Origin of the sequence: Roseibium sp. (assembly GCF_965233565.1) — a bacterium.
Classification (GTDB): domain Bacteria; phylum Pseudomonadota; class Alphaproteobacteria; order Rhizobiales; family Stappiaceae; genus Roseibium.
This window is the reverse complement of record NZ_OZ247494.1, coordinates 985,552-1,004,044: the sequence shown is the minus strand read 5'-3', so window position 1 is coordinate 1,004,044 and position 18,493 is coordinate 985,552. Positions and strand designations below refer to the sequence as shown.

The 18,493-nt window shown below is 61.0% G+C and carries 19 protein-coding genes; 13 read left to right on the top strand and 6 right to left on the bottom strand.

Translation table 11 applies throughout. The annotated features are described in order from the left end of the window. The first annotated feature begins 133 nt into the window (after positions 1 to 133). The 10 genes from flgB to chrA all read left to right on the top strand — a co-directional run bounded on the left by flgB (position 134) and on the right by chrA (position 8,883). Complete coding sequence (gene flgB / locus ACO6TG_RS04865; protein WP_094074645.1) at positions 134 to 538, top strand: flagellar basal body rod protein FlgB; 405 nt, start codon at positions 134 to 136, stop codon at positions 536 to 538. Between the two features lie 31 nt (positions 539 to 569). Beyond that, a complete protein-coding gene (gene flgC, locus ACO6TG_RS04860; RefSeq protein ID WP_422377134.1) occupies positions 570 to 980 on the top strand; it encodes a flagellar basal body rod protein FlgC in 411 nt (136 codons plus the stop codon). Positions 981 to 1,007: 27 nt separating this feature from the next. Beyond that, positions 1,008 to 1,322, top strand: coding sequence for a flagellar hook-basal body complex protein FliE (locus ACO6TG_RS04855; protein ID WP_422377133.1), 315 nt, complete (start codon positions 1,008 to 1,010; stop codon positions 1,320 to 1,322). Between the two features lie 24 nt (positions 1,323 to 1,346). Further along, a complete protein-coding gene (gene fliQ / locus ACO6TG_RS04850) occupies positions 1,347 to 1,613 on the top strand; it encodes a flagellar biosynthesis protein FliQ (protein ID WP_094071449.1) in 267 nt (88 codons plus the stop codon). A gap of 10 nt (positions 1,614 to 1,623) precedes the next feature. After that, entirely contained in the window at positions 1,624 to 2,397 is a 774-nt protein-coding gene (gene fliR, locus ACO6TG_RS04845; RefSeq protein ID WP_422377132.1) for a flagellar biosynthetic protein FliR, read from the top strand. A gap of 9 nt (positions 2,398 to 2,406) precedes the next feature. After that, positions 2,407 to 3,486 (top strand): flagellar biosynthesis protein FlhB, encoded by a 1,080-nt coding sequence (gene flhB, locus ACO6TG_RS04840; RefSeq protein WP_422377131.1) that lies wholly within the window; start codon positions 2,407 to 2,409, stop codon positions 3,484 to 3,486. 151 nt (positions 3,487 to 3,637) lie between these two features. Beyond that, complete coding sequence (cckA, locus tag ACO6TG_RS04835; protein ID WP_422377130.1) at positions 3,638 to 6,190, top strand: cell cycle histidine kinase CckA; 2,553 nt, start codon at positions 3,638 to 3,640, stop codon at positions 6,188 to 6,190. Between the two features lie 51 nt (positions 6,191 to 6,241). Then, positions 6,242 to 6,577, top strand: a complete 336-nt coding sequence (locus ACO6TG_RS04830; protein ID WP_422377129.1) for a cupin domain-containing protein — start codon at positions 6,242 to 6,244, stop codon at positions 6,575 to 6,577. Between the two features lie 165 nt (positions 6,578 to 6,742). Beyond that, positions 6,743 to 7,561, top strand: coding sequence for a chromate resistance protein ChrB domain-containing protein (locus tag ACO6TG_RS04825; RefSeq protein WP_422377128.1), 819 nt, complete (start codon positions 6,743 to 6,745; stop codon positions 7,559 to 7,561). Between the two features lie 35 nt (positions 7,562 to 7,596). Then, positions 7,597 to 8,883: a chromate efflux transporter gene (chrA, locus tag ACO6TG_RS04820; protein ID WP_422378841.1), complete on the top strand. Its 1,287-nt coding sequence runs from the start codon at positions 7,597 to 7,599 to the stop codon at positions 8,881 to 8,883. Positions 8,884 to 8,954: 71 nt separating this feature from the next. On the opposite strand, the gene ACO6TG_RS04815 is transcribed toward chrA, so the two are convergent. The 5 genes from ACO6TG_RS04815 to ACO6TG_RS04795 are packed head-to-tail and all read right to left on the bottom strand — an operon-like array spanning position 8,955 to position 13,590. After that, positions 8,955 to 9,695 carry an alpha/beta fold hydrolase gene (locus ACO6TG_RS04815; RefSeq protein ID WP_422377127.1) on the bottom strand — a complete coding sequence of 247 codons (741 nt, stop codon included), beginning with the start codon at positions 9,693 to 9,695 and terminating at the stop codon, positions 8,955 to 8,957. Beyond that, positions 9,692 to 10,492 carry an HpcH/HpaI aldolase/citrate lyase family protein gene (locus tag ACO6TG_RS04810; protein WP_422377126.1) on the bottom strand — a complete coding sequence of 267 codons (801 nt, stop codon included), beginning with the start codon at positions 10,490 to 10,492 and terminating at the stop codon, positions 9,692 to 9,694. The genes ACO6TG_RS04815 and ACO6TG_RS04810 overlap by 4 nt, the downstream gene beginning before the upstream one ends. Beyond that, on the bottom strand, positions 10,486 to 11,331 hold the full coding sequence (locus ACO6TG_RS04805) for an FAS1-like dehydratase domain-containing protein (RefSeq protein WP_422377125.1): 846 nt from the start codon (positions 11,329 to 11,331) through the stop codon (positions 10,486 to 10,488). Before ACO6TG_RS04805 ends, ACO6TG_RS04810 begins: the two co-directional genes overlap by 7 nt. A 1-nt stretch (position 11,332) precedes the next feature. Then, positions 11,333 to 12,427, bottom strand: a complete 1,095-nt coding sequence (locus tag ACO6TG_RS04800; protein ID WP_422378840.1) for a CaiB/BaiF CoA transferase family protein — start codon at positions 12,425 to 12,427, stop codon at positions 11,333 to 11,335. A gap of 2 nt (positions 12,428 to 12,429) precedes the next feature. Beyond that, positions 12,430 to 13,590, bottom strand: coding sequence for an acyl-CoA dehydrogenase family protein (locus ACO6TG_RS04795; RefSeq protein WP_422377124.1), 1,161 nt, complete (start codon positions 13,588 to 13,590; stop codon positions 12,430 to 12,432). Positions 13,591 to 13,717: 127 nt separating this feature from the next. On the opposite strand from ACO6TG_RS04795, the gene ACO6TG_RS04790 reads away from it, so the two are divergent. After that, positions 13,718 to 14,644 (top strand): LysR family transcriptional regulator, encoded by a 927-nt coding sequence (locus tag ACO6TG_RS04790; protein WP_422377123.1) that lies wholly within the window; start codon positions 13,718 to 13,720, stop codon positions 14,642 to 14,644. On the opposite strand, the gene ACO6TG_RS04785 is transcribed toward ACO6TG_RS04790, so the two are convergent. Further along, a complete protein-coding gene (locus tag ACO6TG_RS04785) occupies positions 14,636 to 15,607 on the bottom strand; it encodes a LysR substrate-binding domain-containing protein (protein ID WP_422377122.1) in 972 nt (323 codons plus the stop codon). The two genes, ACO6TG_RS04790 and ACO6TG_RS04785, sit on opposite strands and share 9 nt — an antisense overlap. A 95-nt stretch (positions 15,608 to 15,702) precedes the next feature. On the opposite strand from ACO6TG_RS04785, the gene ACO6TG_RS04780 reads away from it, so the two are divergent. Then, positions 15,703 to 17,280, top strand: a complete 1,578-nt coding sequence (locus ACO6TG_RS04780; protein ID WP_422377121.1) for a trimethylamine methyltransferase family protein — start codon at positions 15,703 to 15,705, stop codon at positions 17,278 to 17,280. 15 nt (positions 17,281 to 17,295) lie between these two features. Then, positions 17,296 to 18,480 carry a mandelate racemase/muconate lactonizing enzyme family protein gene (locus ACO6TG_RS04775; protein ID WP_422377120.1) on the top strand — a complete coding sequence of 395 codons (1,185 nt, stop codon included), beginning with the start codon at positions 17,296 to 17,298 and terminating at the stop codon, positions 18,478 to 18,480. The last annotated feature ends 13 nt before the right edge of the window (positions 18,481 to 18,493 follow it).

Sequence of the window (18,493 nt, the reverse complement as noted above, 5' to 3'; positions counted from 1 at the left end):
AAATGCAAAGGAATGTTGTCCCTTCCACTGGTTTTTGTAAGGTTTGCGTGCTGAGGCTCGGTGTGAGCGTTAACCTTTCATTAACCATTTGAGCGGCAATCATTGCCGAGTTGGTTAACGAATGGTGAATCGCATGACCGTCACCGATCTGCCGCTGTTCCAGGCGCTGAAGTCGAAGATGCAATGGCATCAGACACGGCAGGGCGTGCTTGCGGAAAACATTGCCCATGCTGATACGCCTGGCTACCAGGCCCGGGAAGTGAAGGCCTATTCCTTCCAGGAGCATATCGGTCGTCAGTCTTTCGGCCTGACAACGGCCACCACCAAGGCCGGTCATATCGAAGTGGCGATATCGGGCCAGGGCAAGGTCAAGGCGGAAGAGCGCGACACTTTCGAAATCACACCGAGCGGAAACAGCGTCAATCTGGAAGAGCAGATGATGAAGATCACCGAAAACCAGATGGACTACCAGGCGGTGACAGCGCTTTACACCAAGGGACTCGGATTGATCCGGAAAGCCCTTTCCAAAAGCGTCTGACACGTGGCCTGACTAGAAAAGGACCCGATCCATGGACCTGCTCAAATCCCTGTTCATCTCCGCAAGCGGACTGAAAGCGCAAAACGGGCGCATGCGAGTCATCGCGGAGAACATTGCCAACGCCAACTCGACAGGCAGGACACCCGAGGAAGAGCCCTACCGACGCAAGATCCCGACCTTCCAGTCTCATTTCGATCGCGAGCTGGAGGCCAACAAGGTTGAGCTCGGCAAGATCGCCGAGGATACGTCCGCGTTCAAATCCGTGCACATGCCGGGGCATCCGGCCGCGGACGAGAAGGGCTATGTGCGCCAGCCGAACGTGAACACGCTGATCGAGACCACCGACATGCGCGAAGCGCAGCGGTCCTACGAAGCCAATCTGAACGTCATCGATTCAACCCGCAAGATGCTTCAGAAGACCATCGATATTCTGAGGGCGTAAGCCGCCGAGTTGCAAGGAGCCTAAGCCATGTCGACCGCGTCGATTGCAAACAATGCCTACCAGATGGCGGCCAAGCTGCAGCAGCAGGCGCGGGCGCTGGAAGACACCGCGCCCCGTCCAGAGGCTGTCGATTTCGGTAAGATGGTGCAGGAAGCGGTCGGGGACGTGGTTGAGGCCGGACGTGTTGCCGACGACAAGGCTGTCGGCCTCGTGGAAGGCAAGGCCGATGTGGTCGATGTCGTGACGGCGATCGCCGAGACCGAGGTGGCCCTGGAAACCATGGTCGCGGTGCGCGACCGGGTCATTTCCGCCTATGAGGAAATCATGAGAATGCCGATCTGATTGGCAAACTGAAAGGCGCATTTCATGACCGGTGCTGAAGTTCTCGATGTGGCACGCGAAGCCGTCTGGACCATGATCCTGGTGGCGGGGCCGGTCATGGTGATCGGCCTTCTGGTGGGTATCGTGATCGCCCTGTTCCAGGCGCTGACACAGATTCAGGAAATGACGCTGGTCTTCGTGCCCAAGATCCTGGCGATCTTTGCGACAATCCTTGTGATGCTGCCCTTCATGAGCAGCGTGCTCCAGACCTTCATGGGGCGTATCAGCGAGTTGATCCTGACCACCGGTTAGGCGTGCGCTCATGACGATCCAGCTTGATTTCCTGCCCGATGTTGCCGCCGCGTTCATGCTGATGTTCGCGCGACTGGGCACGATGATCATGCTGCTGCCGGGGCTCGGAGAGAGCACTATTCCAACGCGGTTTCGGCTGACGATCGCACTGGCCCTGACGCTGGTGCTTTATCCGGTTGCTGCATCACTTTATCCGGCCGACCTGACATCGAATGCACCACGACTCGCCATGCTCTTGTTCGGGGAAATGGCCATCGGGTTCGGTATCGGCCTCTGTGCAAAGATGATCACGTCCGTCCTGCAGATCGCGGGTGTGATCATGGCCAACCAGTCGGGGCTGGCCTTCGCGCTCGGCACGGATATCGCCAACGAGGGCCAGCAGGGCGCGCTTTACGGCAACTTCCTGTCAATCCTCGGTATCACGCTGATCTTCGTGACCGACACCCACTATCTGGTGATCGCTGCGCTGCATGACAGTTTCACTCTTTTTCCGCCGGGAAAGCCGCCGCCCGTTGGTGATTTTTCCCAGAACGCGGCGGATACGGTGGCGCATATCTTTACCATCGCGGTGCGCATGTCCGCGCCGTTTCTGGTGGTCGGTCTGGTGTTTTACTTCGGCCTCGGCCTGCTCAACAAGCTGATGCCGCAAATGCAGATCTTCTTCATCGCCATGCCCGTGAACATCGCGATCGGGTTCCTTCTTCTCATGGTGCTGATTGTCACGCTGATGATGTTCTATCTGGATCATTTTCAGCAGGCCATCGGCAAGTTCATTGTGGGGTGATGCCGCGCAATGGCTGACAATACCGACGATTCGGAGAAAACTGAGGACCCCACGCAAAAGCGCTTGAAGGAAGCGCATGACAAGGGGGACGTACCGAAATCTCAGGAAGTCAGTACCTGGTTCACGCTGGCCGGGGCGACCCTGATGATTGCCCTGCTTGCGCCCGGAGCGGCCGCTGCGCTGGGCGACCTGATGAAAGGTTATCTGGAGCATGCCCACCAGATCCCGGTGGACGGTTATGCTCTGAAGGCCCTGTGGCGCGACACGGGCCAGTCGGTTGCCTTGATCGCCGGCTTGCCTCTTCTGGCGCTGGTTCTCATGGCGGTTGCAGGCAACCTCGTGCAGCACCAGCCGCTGTTTACCGGCGAAACCATTAAGCCGAAGCTCTCCAAGATTTCACCGCTCTCGGGCTTCAAGCGCCTGTTTTCCGTCGACAGCCTGGTCAACTTCGCAAAGGGAATGGCGAAGATCGTGATCGTGGGTGCAGTCATGGTCGCGGTGATGTGGCCGCACCGGGACGAGGCCGACATCATCATCTTCGCGGAAACCAGCGTCATTCTGCAGGAAGCCCGGGTGCTGATCCTGCAATGCCTTGCCGCTATCCTGGCCGTCATGACGGTCGTTGCCGCAGCCGACTTCATCTACCAGAAGAACAAGTGGTTCAACAAACAGAAGATGTCGCTGCGTGAGGTCAAGGAAGAATTCAAGCAGACGGAAGGCGATCCGCAGGTCAAGGGCAAGATCCGGCAACTCCGGATGGAACGCTCGCGCAAGCGCATGATGGCGGCGGTGCCGGCTGCGACCGTGGTTGTCACCAACCCGACCCACTATGCTGTTGCGCTCAAATATGAAGAGGGAATGGGCGCGCCGCTCTGCCTGGCGAAGGGAACGGACGCCGTTGCCTTGAAAATGCGTGAGATCGCCAAGGAGCATGAGGTGCCGGTGGTTGAAAACCCGCCGCTTGCCCGTGCGCTCTATGCCACCGTCGACATCGATCAGGAAGTGCCGGAAGAGCATTACAAGGCTGTTGCCGAGGTGATCGGCTTCGTCTTCCGCATGCGCAACCGCGCCAAGTGGCGGGCAAACTGACGGCATCAAAGCAACACGCAATGACAGCTCCCAAGTCAAACAGGTGAATTTCAACAGGACTTGGTCGCATATCAGTTGAAATACGCTATTAAGCACAGAATGCTTATGTACGGCCCTTTCAGATGCGAATCGGGCCGGGGAGACAGGACGAATGAAGGACATGGACGGATCGCCGAGCGGGCCGATGATCAGTCGCCCAGAGCGGTCCGGCAATATAGGGCTGCTGATCGGCCTGGCGCTGCTGCTTGTCGGCGCCGCTGCTGCCTTTGCGGTGATGGACCGTGAAGTTGCGCAGCCGTTCATCCTTGCGCTTCTGGGCATTCTGGCCGTGGTCGGCGTGTTCTGCCTCTTTGCCGGCGCGATCGGCTTTCTGCGCCTGTCCGCGCGTCCGGGCGAATCCAATCCGCTTGCATCCGCTTTTGTCGACACGCTTGAAGACGGCGCCCTGATCACCGATCTGGACGGGCGGCTGGTTTATGCCAACAAGGCCTACGCCGATCTGACCGGCGCGGAAACCGCTGCCGACATTCGGGTGGTTGAGAGGGTGTTCTCTTCAGATCCGGATGCAGCCGATGCCATTTTCCGCCTGTCCCAGGCCATGCGCGACGGCCGCAGGGCCCAGGAAGAGATCCGCATGCCGTTCCCGCTCGGACGGGCGGACGGCACCGCGCGCTGGTACCGGGTGTCGGTGCGTCCGCTCCAGGTGTCCAAGGAGCGGGGCGGCGGCAAACCCATGGCTGTGTGGCAGCTGGCCGACATCACCCGCGACCGCGCCGAACAGGAAAACTCCTTCCAGGAGCTGCAGCGGGTCATCAATTTCCTCGATCATGCGCCGGCCGGGTTCTTTTCCTGCGATGCCGAAGGCCGGATCGTCTATCTGAACGCCACACTGGCCGACTGGCTGGGGTATGATCTGGCCCAGTTCGACGCCGGTGACCTTGATCTCTCCAGCATCGTGCGCGGTGACGGAACCGAGCTGATCCGGTCTCTCAAGGGCCAGGCCGGCGAGGTCAAGAGCGAAACCTTCGATCTCGACTTTGTCACCCGCAACGGTCGCGGCCTGCCTGTGCGGCTGTTGCACCGGGTGCCTTTCGGCGAGAACGGGCAACCAGGCGACAGCCGGACGCTGGTGCTCAACCGGTCAAGGGGCGAAGAAGCGTCCGAGGCGCTGAGGGCGGCCGAGGTTCGTTTTGCGCGTTTCTTCAACAACACGCCGATCGCGATTGCCTCGCTCGACAAGGAAGGCCGGGTGCTCAGGACCAATGCGCCGTTCCTGAAGCTCTTCGGAGCTGTCGATACGGATGACGAGTCGCCCAAGCTGGAAGCCTATGTGGCCGACAATGGCCGCGAGGAGCTCGCAAGATCCTTGCAAGCGGCAGCCAATGGAATCGGTGAAATCGCCCCCGTCGACATTCCACTTGTGGAAGGCAACGATCCGCGCTCGGCAACCTTCTATGTCTCCGCGGTTCAGGAAGGCGAGGGCGACGGCGAGGCAGCCATCGTCTATGCCCTGGAAACCACGCAGCAACGGGCGCTGGAAGCGCAATTCGCCCAGAGTCAGAAGATGCAGGCCATCGGTCAGCTGGCCGGTGGCGTTGCGCATGATTTCAACAACGTCCTGACCGCGATCATCGGATTCTCGGACCTGCTGCTTGCCAGCCACCGGCCGACCGACCCGTCCTTCCAGGACATCATGAACATCAAGCAGAACGCCAACCGGGCCGCCGGTCTGGTGCGGCAGCTGCTGGCCTTCTCGCGTCGCCAGACGCTGCGTCCGCAGCAGCTGGAACTGAACGACGTTCTCGCGGATCTCTCCATCCTGCTTGACCGCTTGCTCGGCGAGAAGGTGGAGCTGAAGGTGATCCATGGCCGCGATTTGTGGCCGGTCATGGCCGACCTCAACCAGCTCGAGCAGGTGATCGTCAATCTGGCCGTGAATGCGGGCGATGCCATGTCCGATGGCGGCCGCCTGACCATTCGCACGCGCAATGTCACCGAGGCCGAGAGCACGAAATTCGAGAACACCCGCGGCATGCCTCCGGGCGAATACACGTTGGTCGAGGTCGAGGACACCGGTCACGGTATGCCTCCGGAGATCATGGAAAAGATCTTTGATCCGTTCTTTTCCACCAAGGAAGTCGGCAAGGGGACCGGCCTTGGTCTGTCCACCGTCTATGGCATCGTCAAGCAGACCGGCGGGTTCATCTTCTGCACCTCCGAGGTCGATCTCGGCACGACGTTCCGGCTGTTCCTGCCGCGGCATATCCCGCAAGTGGTGGAAGAGAAGAAGCCGGAGCCGAAGGAGAGTGAACCGGAGAAGGTCGCCGATCTCACCGGTTCCGCTTCGATCCTGCTGGTCGAGGACGAAGAGGCCGTGCGGGCGTTTGCCGCGCGTGCGCTCGCTTCACGCGGTTATACCGTCTACGAGGCAGGCTCCGGCAACGAAGCACTGGAGGTGATGGAAGAAACCGATGGTGAGGTCGACCTGGTGGTCTCCGACGTGGTGATGCCGGAAATGGATGGACCGACCCTCCTGGTCGAGCTGCGCAAGACCCGCCCGGATCTGAAGATCATCTTCGTGTCGGGCTATGCCGAGGATGCGTTTGAGGAAAACCTGCCGGAAGGCGAGCAGTTCTTCTTCCTGCCCAAGCCGTTCACGCTGAAGCAGCTGGCGACCACCGTGAAGGATGTCTTGAACGGTTAGAAAAGCCGGTGCAGACTTCGCCTTGTTTCATCGAACAGGGCGGATGATCGCATGCAGTTTCCGGAATTCATTCAGAAGTTTCCAGCACTTGACGTTCCTTTTCCGGAGGACGTCGTCAAGTCGTATGCGGTGCAATCCGATGCCGGGCTCGTCGTCTTTTTCGACTTTGTCAAAGACATGGTCCTGCCGCCCCATTCCCATCTGGCGCAATGGGGTACTGTTCTGAGTGGCGAGATAGAGTTCACCATTGCCGGCGAGACCCGGACCCTGGGCCCCGGCGCTATCTATGACATTCCGAGCGGCGCCGAGCATGGTGCGATCATCAAGGCGGGAACCAAGGTGATCGACGTTTTCGAAGAAGCGGAACGGTATCCGCTGAGGTCCTGAACCGGGCCCGGGCCGGGCTGGTCTGAACGGCGATTTCCGGCCTGCCCGTGCTTGACACTCCCGACCCGATTTGGCACTGATCTGCGCATGGGGCATGCGAACACCCCGTGAGGCGTCAGCTGAAGTTTCGCGTCCATAGACCCTCAATTGACGGGAGGACGCGCCATGCCGTCTCCAAACACGATTACAGTTTCTCAGCTGAACAGATTGATAGGCCTGCCGGACGCACCGGTGATTGTCGATGTGCGCATCGACGAGGACTTTGACAACGACCCTTTCTTCCTTCCCTCAGCCGTTCGGCACCCCTTCAACGAGATTGAAACGCTGGTGCCGCGCCTGGCCGGGCGGAAGGTGGTCGTGGTCTGCTGGAAAGGGCTGAAACTCAGCGCGGGAGCCGCCGCGATTTTACGTGCCGAGGGGATCGAGGCTCAGATCCTGGAAGGCGGAGCGACCGCCTGGCGGGAGGCCGGGTTGCCGCTTGTGCCCGCAGCAAGCCTGCCGGCGCGCAATGAAAAGGGGCAGACCGTCTGGGTGACACGGCACCGGCCGAAGGTCGACCGGATTGCCTGTCCCTGGCTGATCAGGCGGTTTGTCGATCCGTCGGCAAGGTTTCTTTTTGTTGCGCCGTCGGAAGTGGCCGGTGTGGCCGAACGCTTCAACGCCACGCCGTTTGATGTTGAAGGCGTCTTCTGGAGCCACCGGGAAGACTATTGCAGTTTCGATACAATGGTGAGCGAGTTCGGCCTGACAACGGAGCCGCTTCAGCGTCTGGCGACCATCGTGCGCGGTGCGGATACCAACCGGCACGACCTGGCGCCCGAGGCCGCCGGGCTTCTTGCGGCCTCCCTTGGTCTGTCGCGCATGTACAAGGATGACCTCAAGCAGCTCGAGGCAGGCATGGCGCTTTATGATGCCTATTACCGTTGGGCCCGGGATGCGGTAGAGGAAGGCCATGACTGGCCGACGCCGAGCAAGAAGGGCTGACTGTTGTGACTGCACATCAAAAAACGGCACCGGAAATGTCCGGCGCCGCGCCCTCAGACGGGCAGGATACGTCCTGGGGACGTTTGATCTCCGTTTTCGGCGGCATCGGCCTTCTGTCTTTCGGAGGACCGGCAGCGCAGATTGCCCTCATGCACCGCAAGCTGGTCGATGAGACCGGCTGGTTGTCGGAGAAAAACTACGTCAACGCGCTCGGCTTCTGCATGCTTCTGCCGGGGCCGGAAGCCATGCAGCTGGCGACCTATTGCGGCTGGAAGCTGCGGGGTGTGGCCGGCGGCTTGCTGGCCGGGCTCCTGTTCGTGGTGCCCGGCGCCCTGGCGATCTTTGCCCTGGCAACGGTTTACGCGCTTTATGGCAACGTGCCGCTGGTCAGTCAGCTGTTTCTCGGCATCAAGGCCGCCGTCCTCATCGTGGTGCTTGAAGCGCTCCTGCGGCTCTCGAAGCGGGCTTTGACGGAACAGCGGCAATGGGTAATCGCGGGTCTGGCTTTCATTGCCATTTTCTTTCTGGCGTTGCCCTTTCCCCTGATCGTCCTCGCTGCAGGGTTCTACGGCGCTGTATTTTCCTCAGCGCATCTCGGCACAGGCGGCAGCCCTCCAATTGGCGTATCGATTTCCAGAACACTGCGGACCGTGGCTATCTGGCTTGTCGTCTGGCTTGGACCGCTCGCCGTGCTTGAGGGGGCAACGGGGATACCGGTGCTGAGCGAGCTAGGCTGGTTCTTCTCCAAGCTGGCTGTGGTCACCTTTGGCGGTGCCTACGCGGTGCTCGCCTATATGGCTCAGGACGTTGTGACCATTCACGGCTGGCTGAGCGCCGGCGAGATGATGGACGGTCTGGGTCTGGCTGAAACAACGCCGGGGCCGCTGATCCTGGTGACACAGTTTGTCGGCTTTCTCGCCGCTGCCAATGAAGGCGGCCTGGCGCTCGGCTTTGCCGGCGGCGTGGTGGCGCTCTGGGCTACCTTCGTGCCGTGTTTCCTCTGGATCTTTGCCGGGGCTCCCTATCTGGAATGGATCTCGGCCCAGCCGAGGCTGAAATCGGCTCTCAGCGCAATCATCGCGGCCGTGGTCGGCGTCATTCTGAACCTCTCGGTCTGGTTCGCCCTGCATGTCTTTTTTGCGGATGTCACGGCGGAAAAATGGGGCTGGCTGACGCTCTGGCTGCCGGACCTTGCCAGCCTGGACTGGCGGGTGCCCGTCCTGGCGGCGCTGTGTGGCGTGTTGCTGCTGCGGTTTCATGCCGGGTTGATCTGGGTGCTCCTGGCGTCGGCTCTCGGCGGGGTGCTGCTGTCGCAGATCTGATGCCGGTGTTCGGTCCGGAGCGGGTTTAGGCATTGATTCAGGTTGCTGGCAAACTGATTCAGAGCTTGAGCTCAAGTGTTTGTTTCCACAGCGGCAACTTTGAGGGGCGACCGGGTTCGGCGCCTCAAGAGCGCGCGCAGGTTTGCGCTCACGGCGTCCGGTTCCTCGATTGGTGTCAGATGGCCGCTCTCCTCCAGTATGGAGAGGTCGGCTCCCGGAATTCGGTTTGCCAAATCCTTGTGAAGGTCGGGTGGGGTCAGGACGTCGTGGCGGCCGCACAGTACCAGTGTCGGGCAGGTGATGCGGGCGAGCGAGGGACGGCTGTCCGGGCGCTCGATCCGGGACTGGCGAATGAAGACCTCAGGGCCGAGCCTCTTGGTCATGGCGCGAACGCGGTCGATCAGGGCGATGTTGGATTGATTGTCTGGGGACAGATAGGAGCGGGCTAGCCTGCGGCCGAAGCCGTGAAAGCGCCCGGGCTTTGCGGTCTGGGCGATGAGCTGTTCGCGCTCCCGACTGCGCTCCGGCGTATCCGGCAGCATGGTGGTGTCGAGTAGTGCCAGGTGGGTGACCCGTTCCGGGGCTCGCCGCATCACCTCCAGGGCCACGGTGCCACCGAGGGAGAAACCGGCGAGGGCGAAGGTGTCGGCGCTGGTTGCCAGAACCATTTCGGCGAGCACCGCCAGCGATGTGCCGTGGGTGATGTCGGCAACGCGGGGTTGGGCAATGTCCCGAAGGTCTGCAACCTGGTCACGCCAGAGATCGGCATCATTCATAAGCCCGGGTATCAGCACGATCTGTGGCAGGGTCATCGGGTATCCTCCGGAACGGTGGCCAAAATGGCCCTTGCCCTGATCCTGACCGGTTCGTCGACCATGGCTCCGTCAACGACGACGGCGCCATCTCCGGCGCTCACAACCCTGCGGGCCCACGCGATCTCGGAAACACCTGGTGCAAGCGCCCTGCGGATATCGGCGACCTGCCTTGGATGAATGCAGAGTTTGCCGGTCATGCCGAGGTCCCGGGCATGCGCAGCATCCTCATGAGCTATGGTGGGGTCGGTCAGGTCCGCGGTGACACCGTCGATCGGCGCGGCAATGCCGGTAAGTTTCGAAGCGAGCACCAGCTCGGAACGAACAGGCAGCAGGACCTCCCGGCGATGCGCGCAGCCGAGGTCAGCGCAATAGTCGATTGAACCGAAGGCGAGCCGGACAACACCTTCGTGAGCGGCAATCTTGCGCGCATTGGCAAGCCCTCTGGCGCTTTCGATCAGGGCAATGACCGGCACCCTGCGACCCAGAGACGTCCAGAGCTTGTCGATATCTGCAGGGTCTTCTGCCTTGGGCAGCATCACCGCATCAATCTCAAGTGACTTCAGGGTGTCGATGTCGGCGGCGTAAAACGGCGTCTGGGCCGCGTTGACCCGGACGATCACCGGTTTGTCGGTGAACGTCCTTGTCAGATTGGCCCGGGCGCTGTCCTTTTCTGATGCTGGAACCGCGTCTTCAAGGTCAATAATGACGGCATCTGCCTTGCTTGCGGCAGCCTTGGCAAAGCGGTTCGGCCGGTTTGCGGGCACAAAAAGAGGCACCTGAAGGATTGTCACCATGACGCGGTTGCCTCCATCGCCACGGGGCCGCCGACCTGCGCTGACCAGAGCCGCAGGCTGCCGTCTTCCGCGTCCGCCGCATTGACGGTGAAATCAGCCGTGTCGAAGATAGTGCCGATGCTGCGAAAGCTGAACTCTGCCGGGCAGCTGCCTTTCAGGTCGGCGGCAAACTGGCAAAGCAGCGTCGCCTGCAAGGGGCCATGCACGATCAGACCTGGATAGCCTTCCACGTCGCGCACATAGTCCTTGTCATAGTGGATGCGGTGGCCGTTGAAGGTCATGGCGGAATAGCGAAACAGATATGCGGCAGACGGGGCAATCCGCCGGAACTGGTCACCTTGTGCTGCGGCTTCGACGGCGGGCTTTGTGGTGGTCTCCTGCACAGAGGCCGCTTCGCGAAAAACGATGTCCTGTCGTTCGGTCAGGACCGGCCGGCCGTTTGCCGTGACGTCGTGCTGAACGGTGACAAAGCACAAGGGACCGGTGCGCCCCTGTTTCAGAACCACGTCCTTGACGGTGGAGCGCCGTGTGAGCTCATCTCCGATCAGGATGTCGCCGTGAAAGGCGAAGGCGCCGCCGGCCCACATGCGCCGGGGCAGCGGCACCGGGGGCAGGAAACCGCCGCGGGCGGCATGGCCGTCCGGTCCGAGTTCCGCAGTGGCGACGGAAGGCTGGGCCAGACAGAAGTGGATCAGGAGCGGTGCCGCATCTCCCGGCGTTTCACCGGATGAACGGTCGAAGGTGGCATTGAACTGGCGCACAAGTGCAGGGCTCAAGGTCTCGGAGGCACTGTCCTCTTGCCCGATCCAGCGGCGCAGATGGTCGATATCGAGATCCATGTCAGCTCTCCAGCGGTTTAAGGGCCGGAACAGGGCCGTAGGTTCGCGGTTCGTCCTTGAAGATGGCTGCAGGTGCGGGGAAGGAGACAGGCCCTCCCGGGCTGTCGACGGTCATCCGGCGCAGATGCGGATGGCCGGAGAGACCCGCCATGTCGTTGACGGTCGCCAGCGCGATCCCAGCTTTGGTGAGGTGTTCGATCGCGGTCGCGGCATCCTGCGTTGCAAAGGCATCTGCGACAGCGCCGTCTGTCTCCGCACGATTGGCAACGCGGGCCACATTGGTGGCAAAGCGCGGGTCGGTGCCAAGCTCCGGCTGGCTCATGAAATCGCTGCAGAGCACGCGCCACTCCCGGTCGCTCTGAATGGAAATCAGGATCGGTGTTCCGTCTTTTGCGGAAAAGACTCCGTAAGGGGAGATCGACGGATGCGCGAGGCCGATCCGCTTCGGTGTGTGACCGCCCTCATGATTGAGCAGGGGTACGGTCAACCAGTCTGCAAGAACGTCAAACATGGAAATGGAAATCTGAGCACCCTTGCCTGTGATACCGCGCTGGATCAGGGCTTCCAGGATGGCGGCATAAGCGGTCGCACCCGTGGCTATATCCACCACCGAAATGCCGACCCGGGAGGGTTCGTTGGGTCCGCCCGTGATCGAGCAGAGGCCGGTCTCGGCCTGGATCAGGAGGTCATAGGCCTTGCGATCTGCCATCGGTCCGGTTTCGCCAAAGCCGCTGATGGAGCAGGTGATCAGGCGGGGGTGCGTTTCGATGAGCTGCGCCGGATCGCAACCGAGACGGGCGAGGGCGCCGGGTTTCAGATTCTGGATCAGGACGTCCGCATCGGCAATCAACTCGCCCAGGACGCTCTTGCCCCGATCCGAGGCAAGGTCCAGGGTGACGCTGTTCTTGCCCCGGTTGAGCCAGACGAAGTAACTCGACTGGCCGGCGGCGACATCATCGTAGCCTCTGGCAAAATCGCCTTCCGGACGCTCGATCTTGGTGACTTCAGCGCCGGCATCGGCAAGACGGGAGGAGGCAAAGGGGGCGGCAACTGCCTGTTCGACAGCAACAACCTTCAGGCCTTCAAGCGGTAGCACCATCAGTAGGACCTCGGCAGGCCGAGCACGTGCTCGGCGACATAGGACAGAATGAGATTGGTCGAAATCGGTGCCACCTGGTAAAGGCGGGTCTCCCGGAACTTGCGTTCAACATCATATTCGGCTGCAAATCCGAAGCCGCCATGAAATTGCAGGCAGGCATTGGCGGCTTCCCAGCTCGCCTTGGCGGCCAGGTATTTGGCCATGTTGGCTTCCGTGCCGCAGGCGGCGCCATCGTCATAGAGGGCACAGGCCTTGTAACGCATCAGATTGGCCGCCTCGATCTCGATAAAGGCCTCGGCAATCGGGAACTGAACACCCTGGTTCTGGCCGATCGGACGGCCGAACACTTCGCGATCGCGGACATAATCCGTCACCTTGTCGGTGAACCAGTAGCCGTCACCGATGCATTCGGCGGCAATCAGCGTGCGCTCGGCGTTGAGGCCCGTGAGGATGTATTTGAACCCCATGCCTTCCTCGCCGATCAGGTTCTCCTCAGGGATCTCCAGATTGTCGAAAAAGAGCTCGTTGGTCTCATGGTTGACCATGTTCGGGATCGGTCGAACCTCCATGCCGGAAGTCATGGCGTCCTTGATGTCGACGAGAAAGATCGACAGGCCTTCGGACTTTTTCTGAACATTCTTCAAGGGTGTCGTGCGGGCCAGCAGGATCATCAGGTCGGAATGCTGGACCCGGCTGATCCAGACCTTCTGTCCGTTGATGACATAGCGGTCGCCTTTTTTCACCGCTGTGGTCTTGATCCGGGTGGTGTCGGTGCCGGTGGTCGGTTCCGTGACCCCCATGGACTGCAGCCTAAGTTCGCCGGCCGCGATTTTCGGCAGGTATTTCCGGCGTTGTTCCTCAGAACCGTGCCGGACCAGGGTTGTCATGTTGTACATCTGGCCGTGGCAGGCGCCCGAGTTGCCCCCTGCGCGATTGATCTCTTCCATGATCACCGACGCCTCTGTCAGACCGAGGCCGGCGCCGCCATAAGCTTCTGGGATCAGCGCGGCCATCCAGCCCTCTCGGGTCAATGCGGAAACGAAATCCTCTGGGTAGGAGCGTTCTTCGTCGATCTTGCGGTGATATTCGGCGGGAAACTGGGCGCAAAGGGCCCGGATCCCGTCTCGGATATCCTGATAGGTGTCTGGTTGGGCGGTCATTTTGGGCTTCTTGCTGGAACCGGAGTGAGCGCAGTTAAGCCCGCCAATCAGCATTAAACAAATATATGTTTTGGATCTTTGGTATACATTAATTATATGGAAGGCAGTTTCTATTTGAGAGATTGCGATGGATATCAGGCAGCTGCGCTATTTCCTCGAAATTGCCGAACAGGGGTCGCTGACAAAGGCGGCGGAGCGTCTGCATGTGGCGCAGCCGGCGCTGTCGCTCCATGTGAAGAACATGGAGGAACAGCTTGGTACACAATTGCTGACACGCGGGCGTGCAGGCGTCCGGCCGACGGAGGCGGGCGACCTTCTGGTGGAAAGGGCGCGCCGCATCCTCGACGATCTGGCGCGCACAGAGGATGACATTCGCAACCTCGACGGAGATCCGGCCGGAATTGTACGTCTCGGGTTTCCAGGCACGATCAGCGCCATGGTGTCGTTGCCGCTGATCCTGGCGGCCCGTCAGCGCTATCCGCGGATCACGCTCAACATTACCGAAGCGATGAGCGGTGTCATCGGTGAATGGCTGTCGGAGGGCAAGATTGACCTTGCCGTGCTCTACAGCCGCTCGCGAGATCCGCAGATCCTGTCCGATCTTCTCCTGGAAGAAGAACTGGTGGTGGTGTGGCCGGCGGGCAGTTCGCCGCCGGAGACGCTTGATCTGGCAAAGCTTGAGGAAGAGCCGATGGTCCTGCCGAGCGGCGCTCATGGACTGAGGGTGCTGATCGATCAGACCTGTCAGGGGCTCGGTTTCGCGCCAAAAATCGCCATGGAAATCGATTCCTTCAACAATATCAAACGGCTGGTCGCGGCAGGCTTTGGACCTTCGATCCTGCCGCTTTATTCGGTCGCAGAGGAAGTGGCATCCGGTGCGTTGAAGGTCAGCCATATTGCGTCGCCGGGTCTCTGGCGCGGCGCCCATCTGATGTCGCGCGGTGGGCGTCCCGTGCCGCGCGCCCAGGCTGCGGTTCGCGATCTCCTGAGGGAAGTGATTATCGATCTGCGCGACAAGGGCGCCTGGGCGGCGGCTCGGGTGCCGTCATCGTGACGGCGATGACCCGTCCTGAACCACGTTCAAATGCCTGAAACTGTTGCTGTTGTCTTCGGTGAGGTTCTGGCTCAGCATCCAGTCTCGGACGGCGCTTGCATTGTCATCCAGATCCTTGTCCTTCGGCCAGACAACGTAATAGCCATTGCCGGTCCGGAACGTGTGGCCGGTGACTTTCCGGAGGCGGCCATTGTCGATGAAGGCTTCCACGAGATGGCGCCAGCCCAGAGCAACGGCGTCGCCATCCAGTGCCATCTGCACCACGGCGACATATTCGTTCGCACGCGAGCCACGCACCTTGTCCGCGCCGGGAACACCGGCGGACCGCAGCCAGTCCTTCCAGGTGGCTGCGTAGCGATAAGGTTCGTCGAGATGGGCAAGGTGGTGTGAGAGAAGATCGCGCGGTTGCTCGGGAGTGCCGTGTTTTTCCAGATAAGCCGGGGAGGCGACCGCGATGATTTCCTCGGTCTCGAAACGGGCGCAGGCATAGCCGGGCCAGTCCTTGGGGCGGCCACCGCGAATACCGAGTGGAATCTCTTCTACAACAATATCGAGATCCCGATCGGCCGTGTGAAGCCGCAGTTCGATATCCGCCAGGTCCGTGCGCAGGAGCTGCAGGCGGGGGGCGATCCACAAGGTTGCGAAGGCCGTCGATACCGAGACTGTGACGACATCGTCCGCCGGTTTGGTCCGCACCGCACCAATGCCGTCGGCCAGCAGATAAAGCCCGCGCGTCACTTCCGCATGAAGCCGGTCACCTGCTCGTGTCAGGCGGACTTCCCGGTGACCGCGCTGAAACAGCGGCTGGCCGATCTCCTCCTCCAGAGCCTTGATCGAATAGGAAACGGCAGACTGGGTCATGCCAAGTTCTTCGCCGGCCCTTGTGAAGGACCCGAGCCGGCCAGCAGCCTCAAAGGCGACCAGGCCGCGAAAGGAGGGTAGAAGTCTGCGCAGGTTTGCCATGAGAGAATTTTATGCCAAGCATGACAATTTTCAAGCGTCACAACGCAATTTGACGCGTCTAGCATCGAACCAGGATATGGCACTGGGAGGATGTTATGGCCGTTGTTTCCGAGACTGCCGATCGGCGGGGGGCAAACGAAGCGGTTCGGGGCGGGCGCAGCGGAGGGCGCGCCGGTCGCCGGGCCAAGCGTTCGGTGAGTGTCGCACCAGTCGGCCGGCCCTATATCGTCCGGCAGCTGCCACCTCATGACATCCTCTCCGAAGAGAGCCTTCAGCGGATCGAGGCAGTTGCGGAAACGCTGCTGGCGGAAATCGGCATCGAGTTCCGGGACGACCCGGAAAGTCTGGCACTTTGGAAATCAGCAGGTGCCGAGCTGGACGGGGTCCGCGTCCGGTTTCCGAAGGGGCTGATACCGGAACTTCTGAAAACAGCACCGAGCCGGTTCACCCAGCATGCCCGCAATCCGGTCAACAGTGTCGAGATCGGTGGCGACAACGTCGTCTTCGCGCCCGCCTATGGTAGCCCGTTTGTAATGGATCTCGACGAGGGGCGCCGATACGGCACGATCGAGGACTTCCGAAATTTCATCAAGTTGGCCCAGTCCTCGCCCTGGCTGCATCACTCCGGCGGCACGATCTGCGAACCGGTGGATGTGCCGGTAAACAAGCGGCACCTCGATATGGTCATGGCCCATATCACGCTGTCAGACCGGCCATTCCTGGGCTCGGTGACCGCGCAGGAGCGCGCCGAAGATTCCGTCGAGATGGCCCGGATGGTGTTTGGCGCTGAGTTCCTGGAAAGCAACTGCGTCATCATGGGCAACCTGAACGTCAATTCGCCGCTGGTCTGGGACGGCACGATGACCAGCGTCCTGCGCGCCTATGCAGCGGCCAATCAGGGAACGGTACTGGTGCCATTCATTCTGGGCGGAGCCATGGGGCCGGTCACAACGGCCGGAGCGATCGCCCAGGCCCATGCGGAAACGCTGGCAGGATGTGCGCTGACCCAACTTGTGCGCCCCGGCGCACCGGTGATCTATGGCAATTTCCTGTCGTCGATGAGCCTGCGCTCCGGCTCGCCGACTTTCGGCACGCCGGAACCGGCGGCCGGCTCCCTTGTTGTCGGTCAGCTGGCGCGCCGGGCCGGCTTGCCGCTGCGCTGTGCCGGCAACTTCACCACGTCGAAACTGCCGGACGCCCAGGCCATGAACGAAGGCACCATGTCGATGCTCTCGGCCATCCATTGCGGGGCCAATTTCATTCTGCATTCCGCTGGTTTTCTCGATGGGCTCTTGTCGATGTCCTACGAGAAATTCATGATGGACGCGGATTTCTGCGGTGCGCTGCACACCTATCTCGGCAGCGTTGTCATCGACGACAACACACTGGCGCTGGACGCCTTCCGCGAAGTCGGCCCGGGCAATCACTTCTTTGGCTGCGAACATACGATGCGCAATTACGAGACTGCGTTTTTCGACGCGGCCAGCGCCGACAACACGCCGTTCGAGACCTGGGAGGAAAACGGTTCGGTGGACGCTGCCACCCGCGCCAACCGGGCCTGGAAGGAAACGCTTGCCGCCTATGAAGCGCCACCGCTCGACGCCGGTTTGAAGGAACAGCTGGCCGATTTTGTCGAGAGACGGAAAGCCTCCATGGAAGACCGCTGGTACTGAGGCCGGGAAGACAAAATGAAGATCACAAACATCCGTGTCACACACGTCAACCTGCCGTTTGATGCGCCGTTCTGGTGGACTGGCGGGCTTTATCCCGGCGCGTCCAAGTCGATCATCGAGGTGGAGACGGACGAAGGCGTCGTCGGGCTTGGTGAAGCGCCCTGGTATCATTTCGGCGAGGTGATCAAGGCTGAAATTGCTCCGGCGCTGATCGGGGCAGATCCGCTGGACCTTGCCGATTGTGAAGCCCGCTGCGTGCCGCCCTGGCAAATCACGGCGAATACGGGGGAGGGAGCGGCTTCGGTTGCTTTCGGGGCCGTTGAATTGGCGCTCTGGGACATCAAGGGCAAGGTGTTCGGGCAACAGCTCTACAAGTTGCTGGGCGGCGCCGTGCGCAAGGACATCAAGTTCTCCGAGTATTTCTCCTTCCGCCCCGAGCACAATGGCGCCGGCGGGGAAATGAGCGCGGAGGCTATCCGCGACTACTGCCTGAAGATGCGGGAGGAGCACGGCTCGTCCATTTTCGAGGGCAAACTGATCCTGGGCGATCCGGAGCTGGAGATCAGAACGGTCAGACTGTTGCGCGAGGCGCTGGGTGAGAAGGCCGAGATCAAGCTCGACAGCAACATGCAATATTCGCTGACAACAGCGCGCTGGCTGCTGCGCGAGCTGGAGCCCTTCAACATCCGCAATTACGAGGATCCGGTTGCCACATTTGAGGAAATGGCGGCGCTGCGCCAGCACAGCATCATTCCGTTCTCGACCCACGTCCCGGATCTGAAACGGGCGGTCGCGCTCGGCGCGCCGGACAATTTTGTCTGTAATTTCGCCGCGCTGGGCGGGATTTCACGCAGCCTGAAATTCATTGCCGCCTGTGAGGCGATGGGCAAGGGCTTTTGGTGTTATTCCAACGATCTCGGCATCATGACGGCGGCCTATCTGCATGTTTCCGCGGCAACCCCTCTGATTTCGGAAGCCTCGCAGTCCCTGTTCCGGTGGCAGATCGGCGACGTAATCCGAGATGGTCCGTTCCGGCAGACCAATGATGTTGTGCGGGTGCCGGAAGGGCCGGGGCTGGGCGTTGAACTGGATCCGGTCGAATTCAGGCGCTGGGCGAAGCTTTTCGAAGACGAGGGGCCGATGAGCCATTTCCACGATCCGGCCAGGCCAACCCATCACCGGACCTTGCCACTTTACTGAACCGGGAAAGCCA

Coding starts and splice junctions, on each gene's coding strand:
- ACO6TG_RS04825 (WP_422377128.1), top strand. CDS start 6,743: ATGCCGTCTCCAAACACGATTACAGTTTCTCAGCTGAACAGATTGATA.
- ACO6TG_RS04810 (WP_422377126.1), bottom strand. CDS start 10,492: ATGGTGACAATCCTTCAGGTGCCTCTTTTTGTGCCCGCAAACCGGCCG.
- ACO6TG_RS04815 (WP_422377127.1), bottom strand. CDS start 9,695: ATGACCCTGCCACAGATCGTGCTGATACCCGGGCTTATGAATGATGCC.
- flhB (WP_422377131.1), top strand. CDS start 2,407: ATGGCTGACAATACCGACGATTCGGAGAAAACTGAGGACCCCACGCAA.
- fliQ (WP_094071449.1), top strand. CDS start 1,347: ATGACCGGTGCTGAAGTTCTCGATGTGGCACGCGAAGCCGTCTGGACC.
- ACO6TG_RS04790 (WP_422377123.1), top strand. CDS start 13,718: ATGGATATCAGGCAGCTGCGCTATTTCCTCGAAATTGCCGAACAGGGG.
- fliR (WP_422377132.1), top strand. CDS start 1,624: ATGACGATCCAGCTTGATTTCCTGCCCGATGTTGCCGCCGCGTTCATG.
- ACO6TG_RS04785 (WP_422377122.1), bottom strand. CDS start 15,607: ATGGCAAACCTGCGCAGACTTCTACCCTCCTTTCGCGGCCTGGTCGCC.
- ACO6TG_RS04795 (WP_422377124.1), bottom strand. CDS start 13,590: ATGACCGCCCAACCAGACACCTATCAGGATATCCGAGACGGGATCCGG.
- chrA (WP_422378841.1), top strand. CDS start 7,597: ATGTCCGGCGCCGCGCCCTCAGACGGGCAGGATACGTCCTGGGGACGT.
- cckA (WP_422377130.1), top strand. CDS start 3,638: ATGAAGGACATGGACGGATCGCCGAGCGGGCCGATGATCAGTCGCCCA.
- ACO6TG_RS04780 (WP_422377121.1), top strand. CDS start 15,703: ATGGCCGTTGTTTCCGAGACTGCCGATCGGCGGGGGGCAAACGAAGCG.
- flgC (WP_422377134.1), top strand. CDS start 570: ATGGACCTGCTCAAATCCCTGTTCATCTCCGCAAGCGGACTGAAAGCG.
- ACO6TG_RS04805 (WP_422377125.1), bottom strand. CDS start 11,331: ATGGATCTCGATATCGACCATCTGCGCCGCTGGATCGGGCAAGAGGAC.
- ACO6TG_RS04775 (WP_422377120.1), top strand. CDS start 17,296: ATGAAGATCACAAACATCCGTGTCACACACGTCAACCTGCCGTTTGAT.
- ACO6TG_RS04855 (WP_422377133.1), top strand. CDS start 1,008: ATGTCGACCGCGTCGATTGCAAACAATGCCTACCAGATGGCGGCCAAG.
- flgB (WP_094074645.1), top strand. CDS start 134: ATGACCGTCACCGATCTGCCGCTGTTCCAGGCGCTGAAGTCGAAGATG.
- ACO6TG_RS04830 (WP_422377129.1), top strand. CDS start 6,242: ATGCAGTTTCCGGAATTCATTCAGAAGTTTCCAGCACTTGACGTTCCT.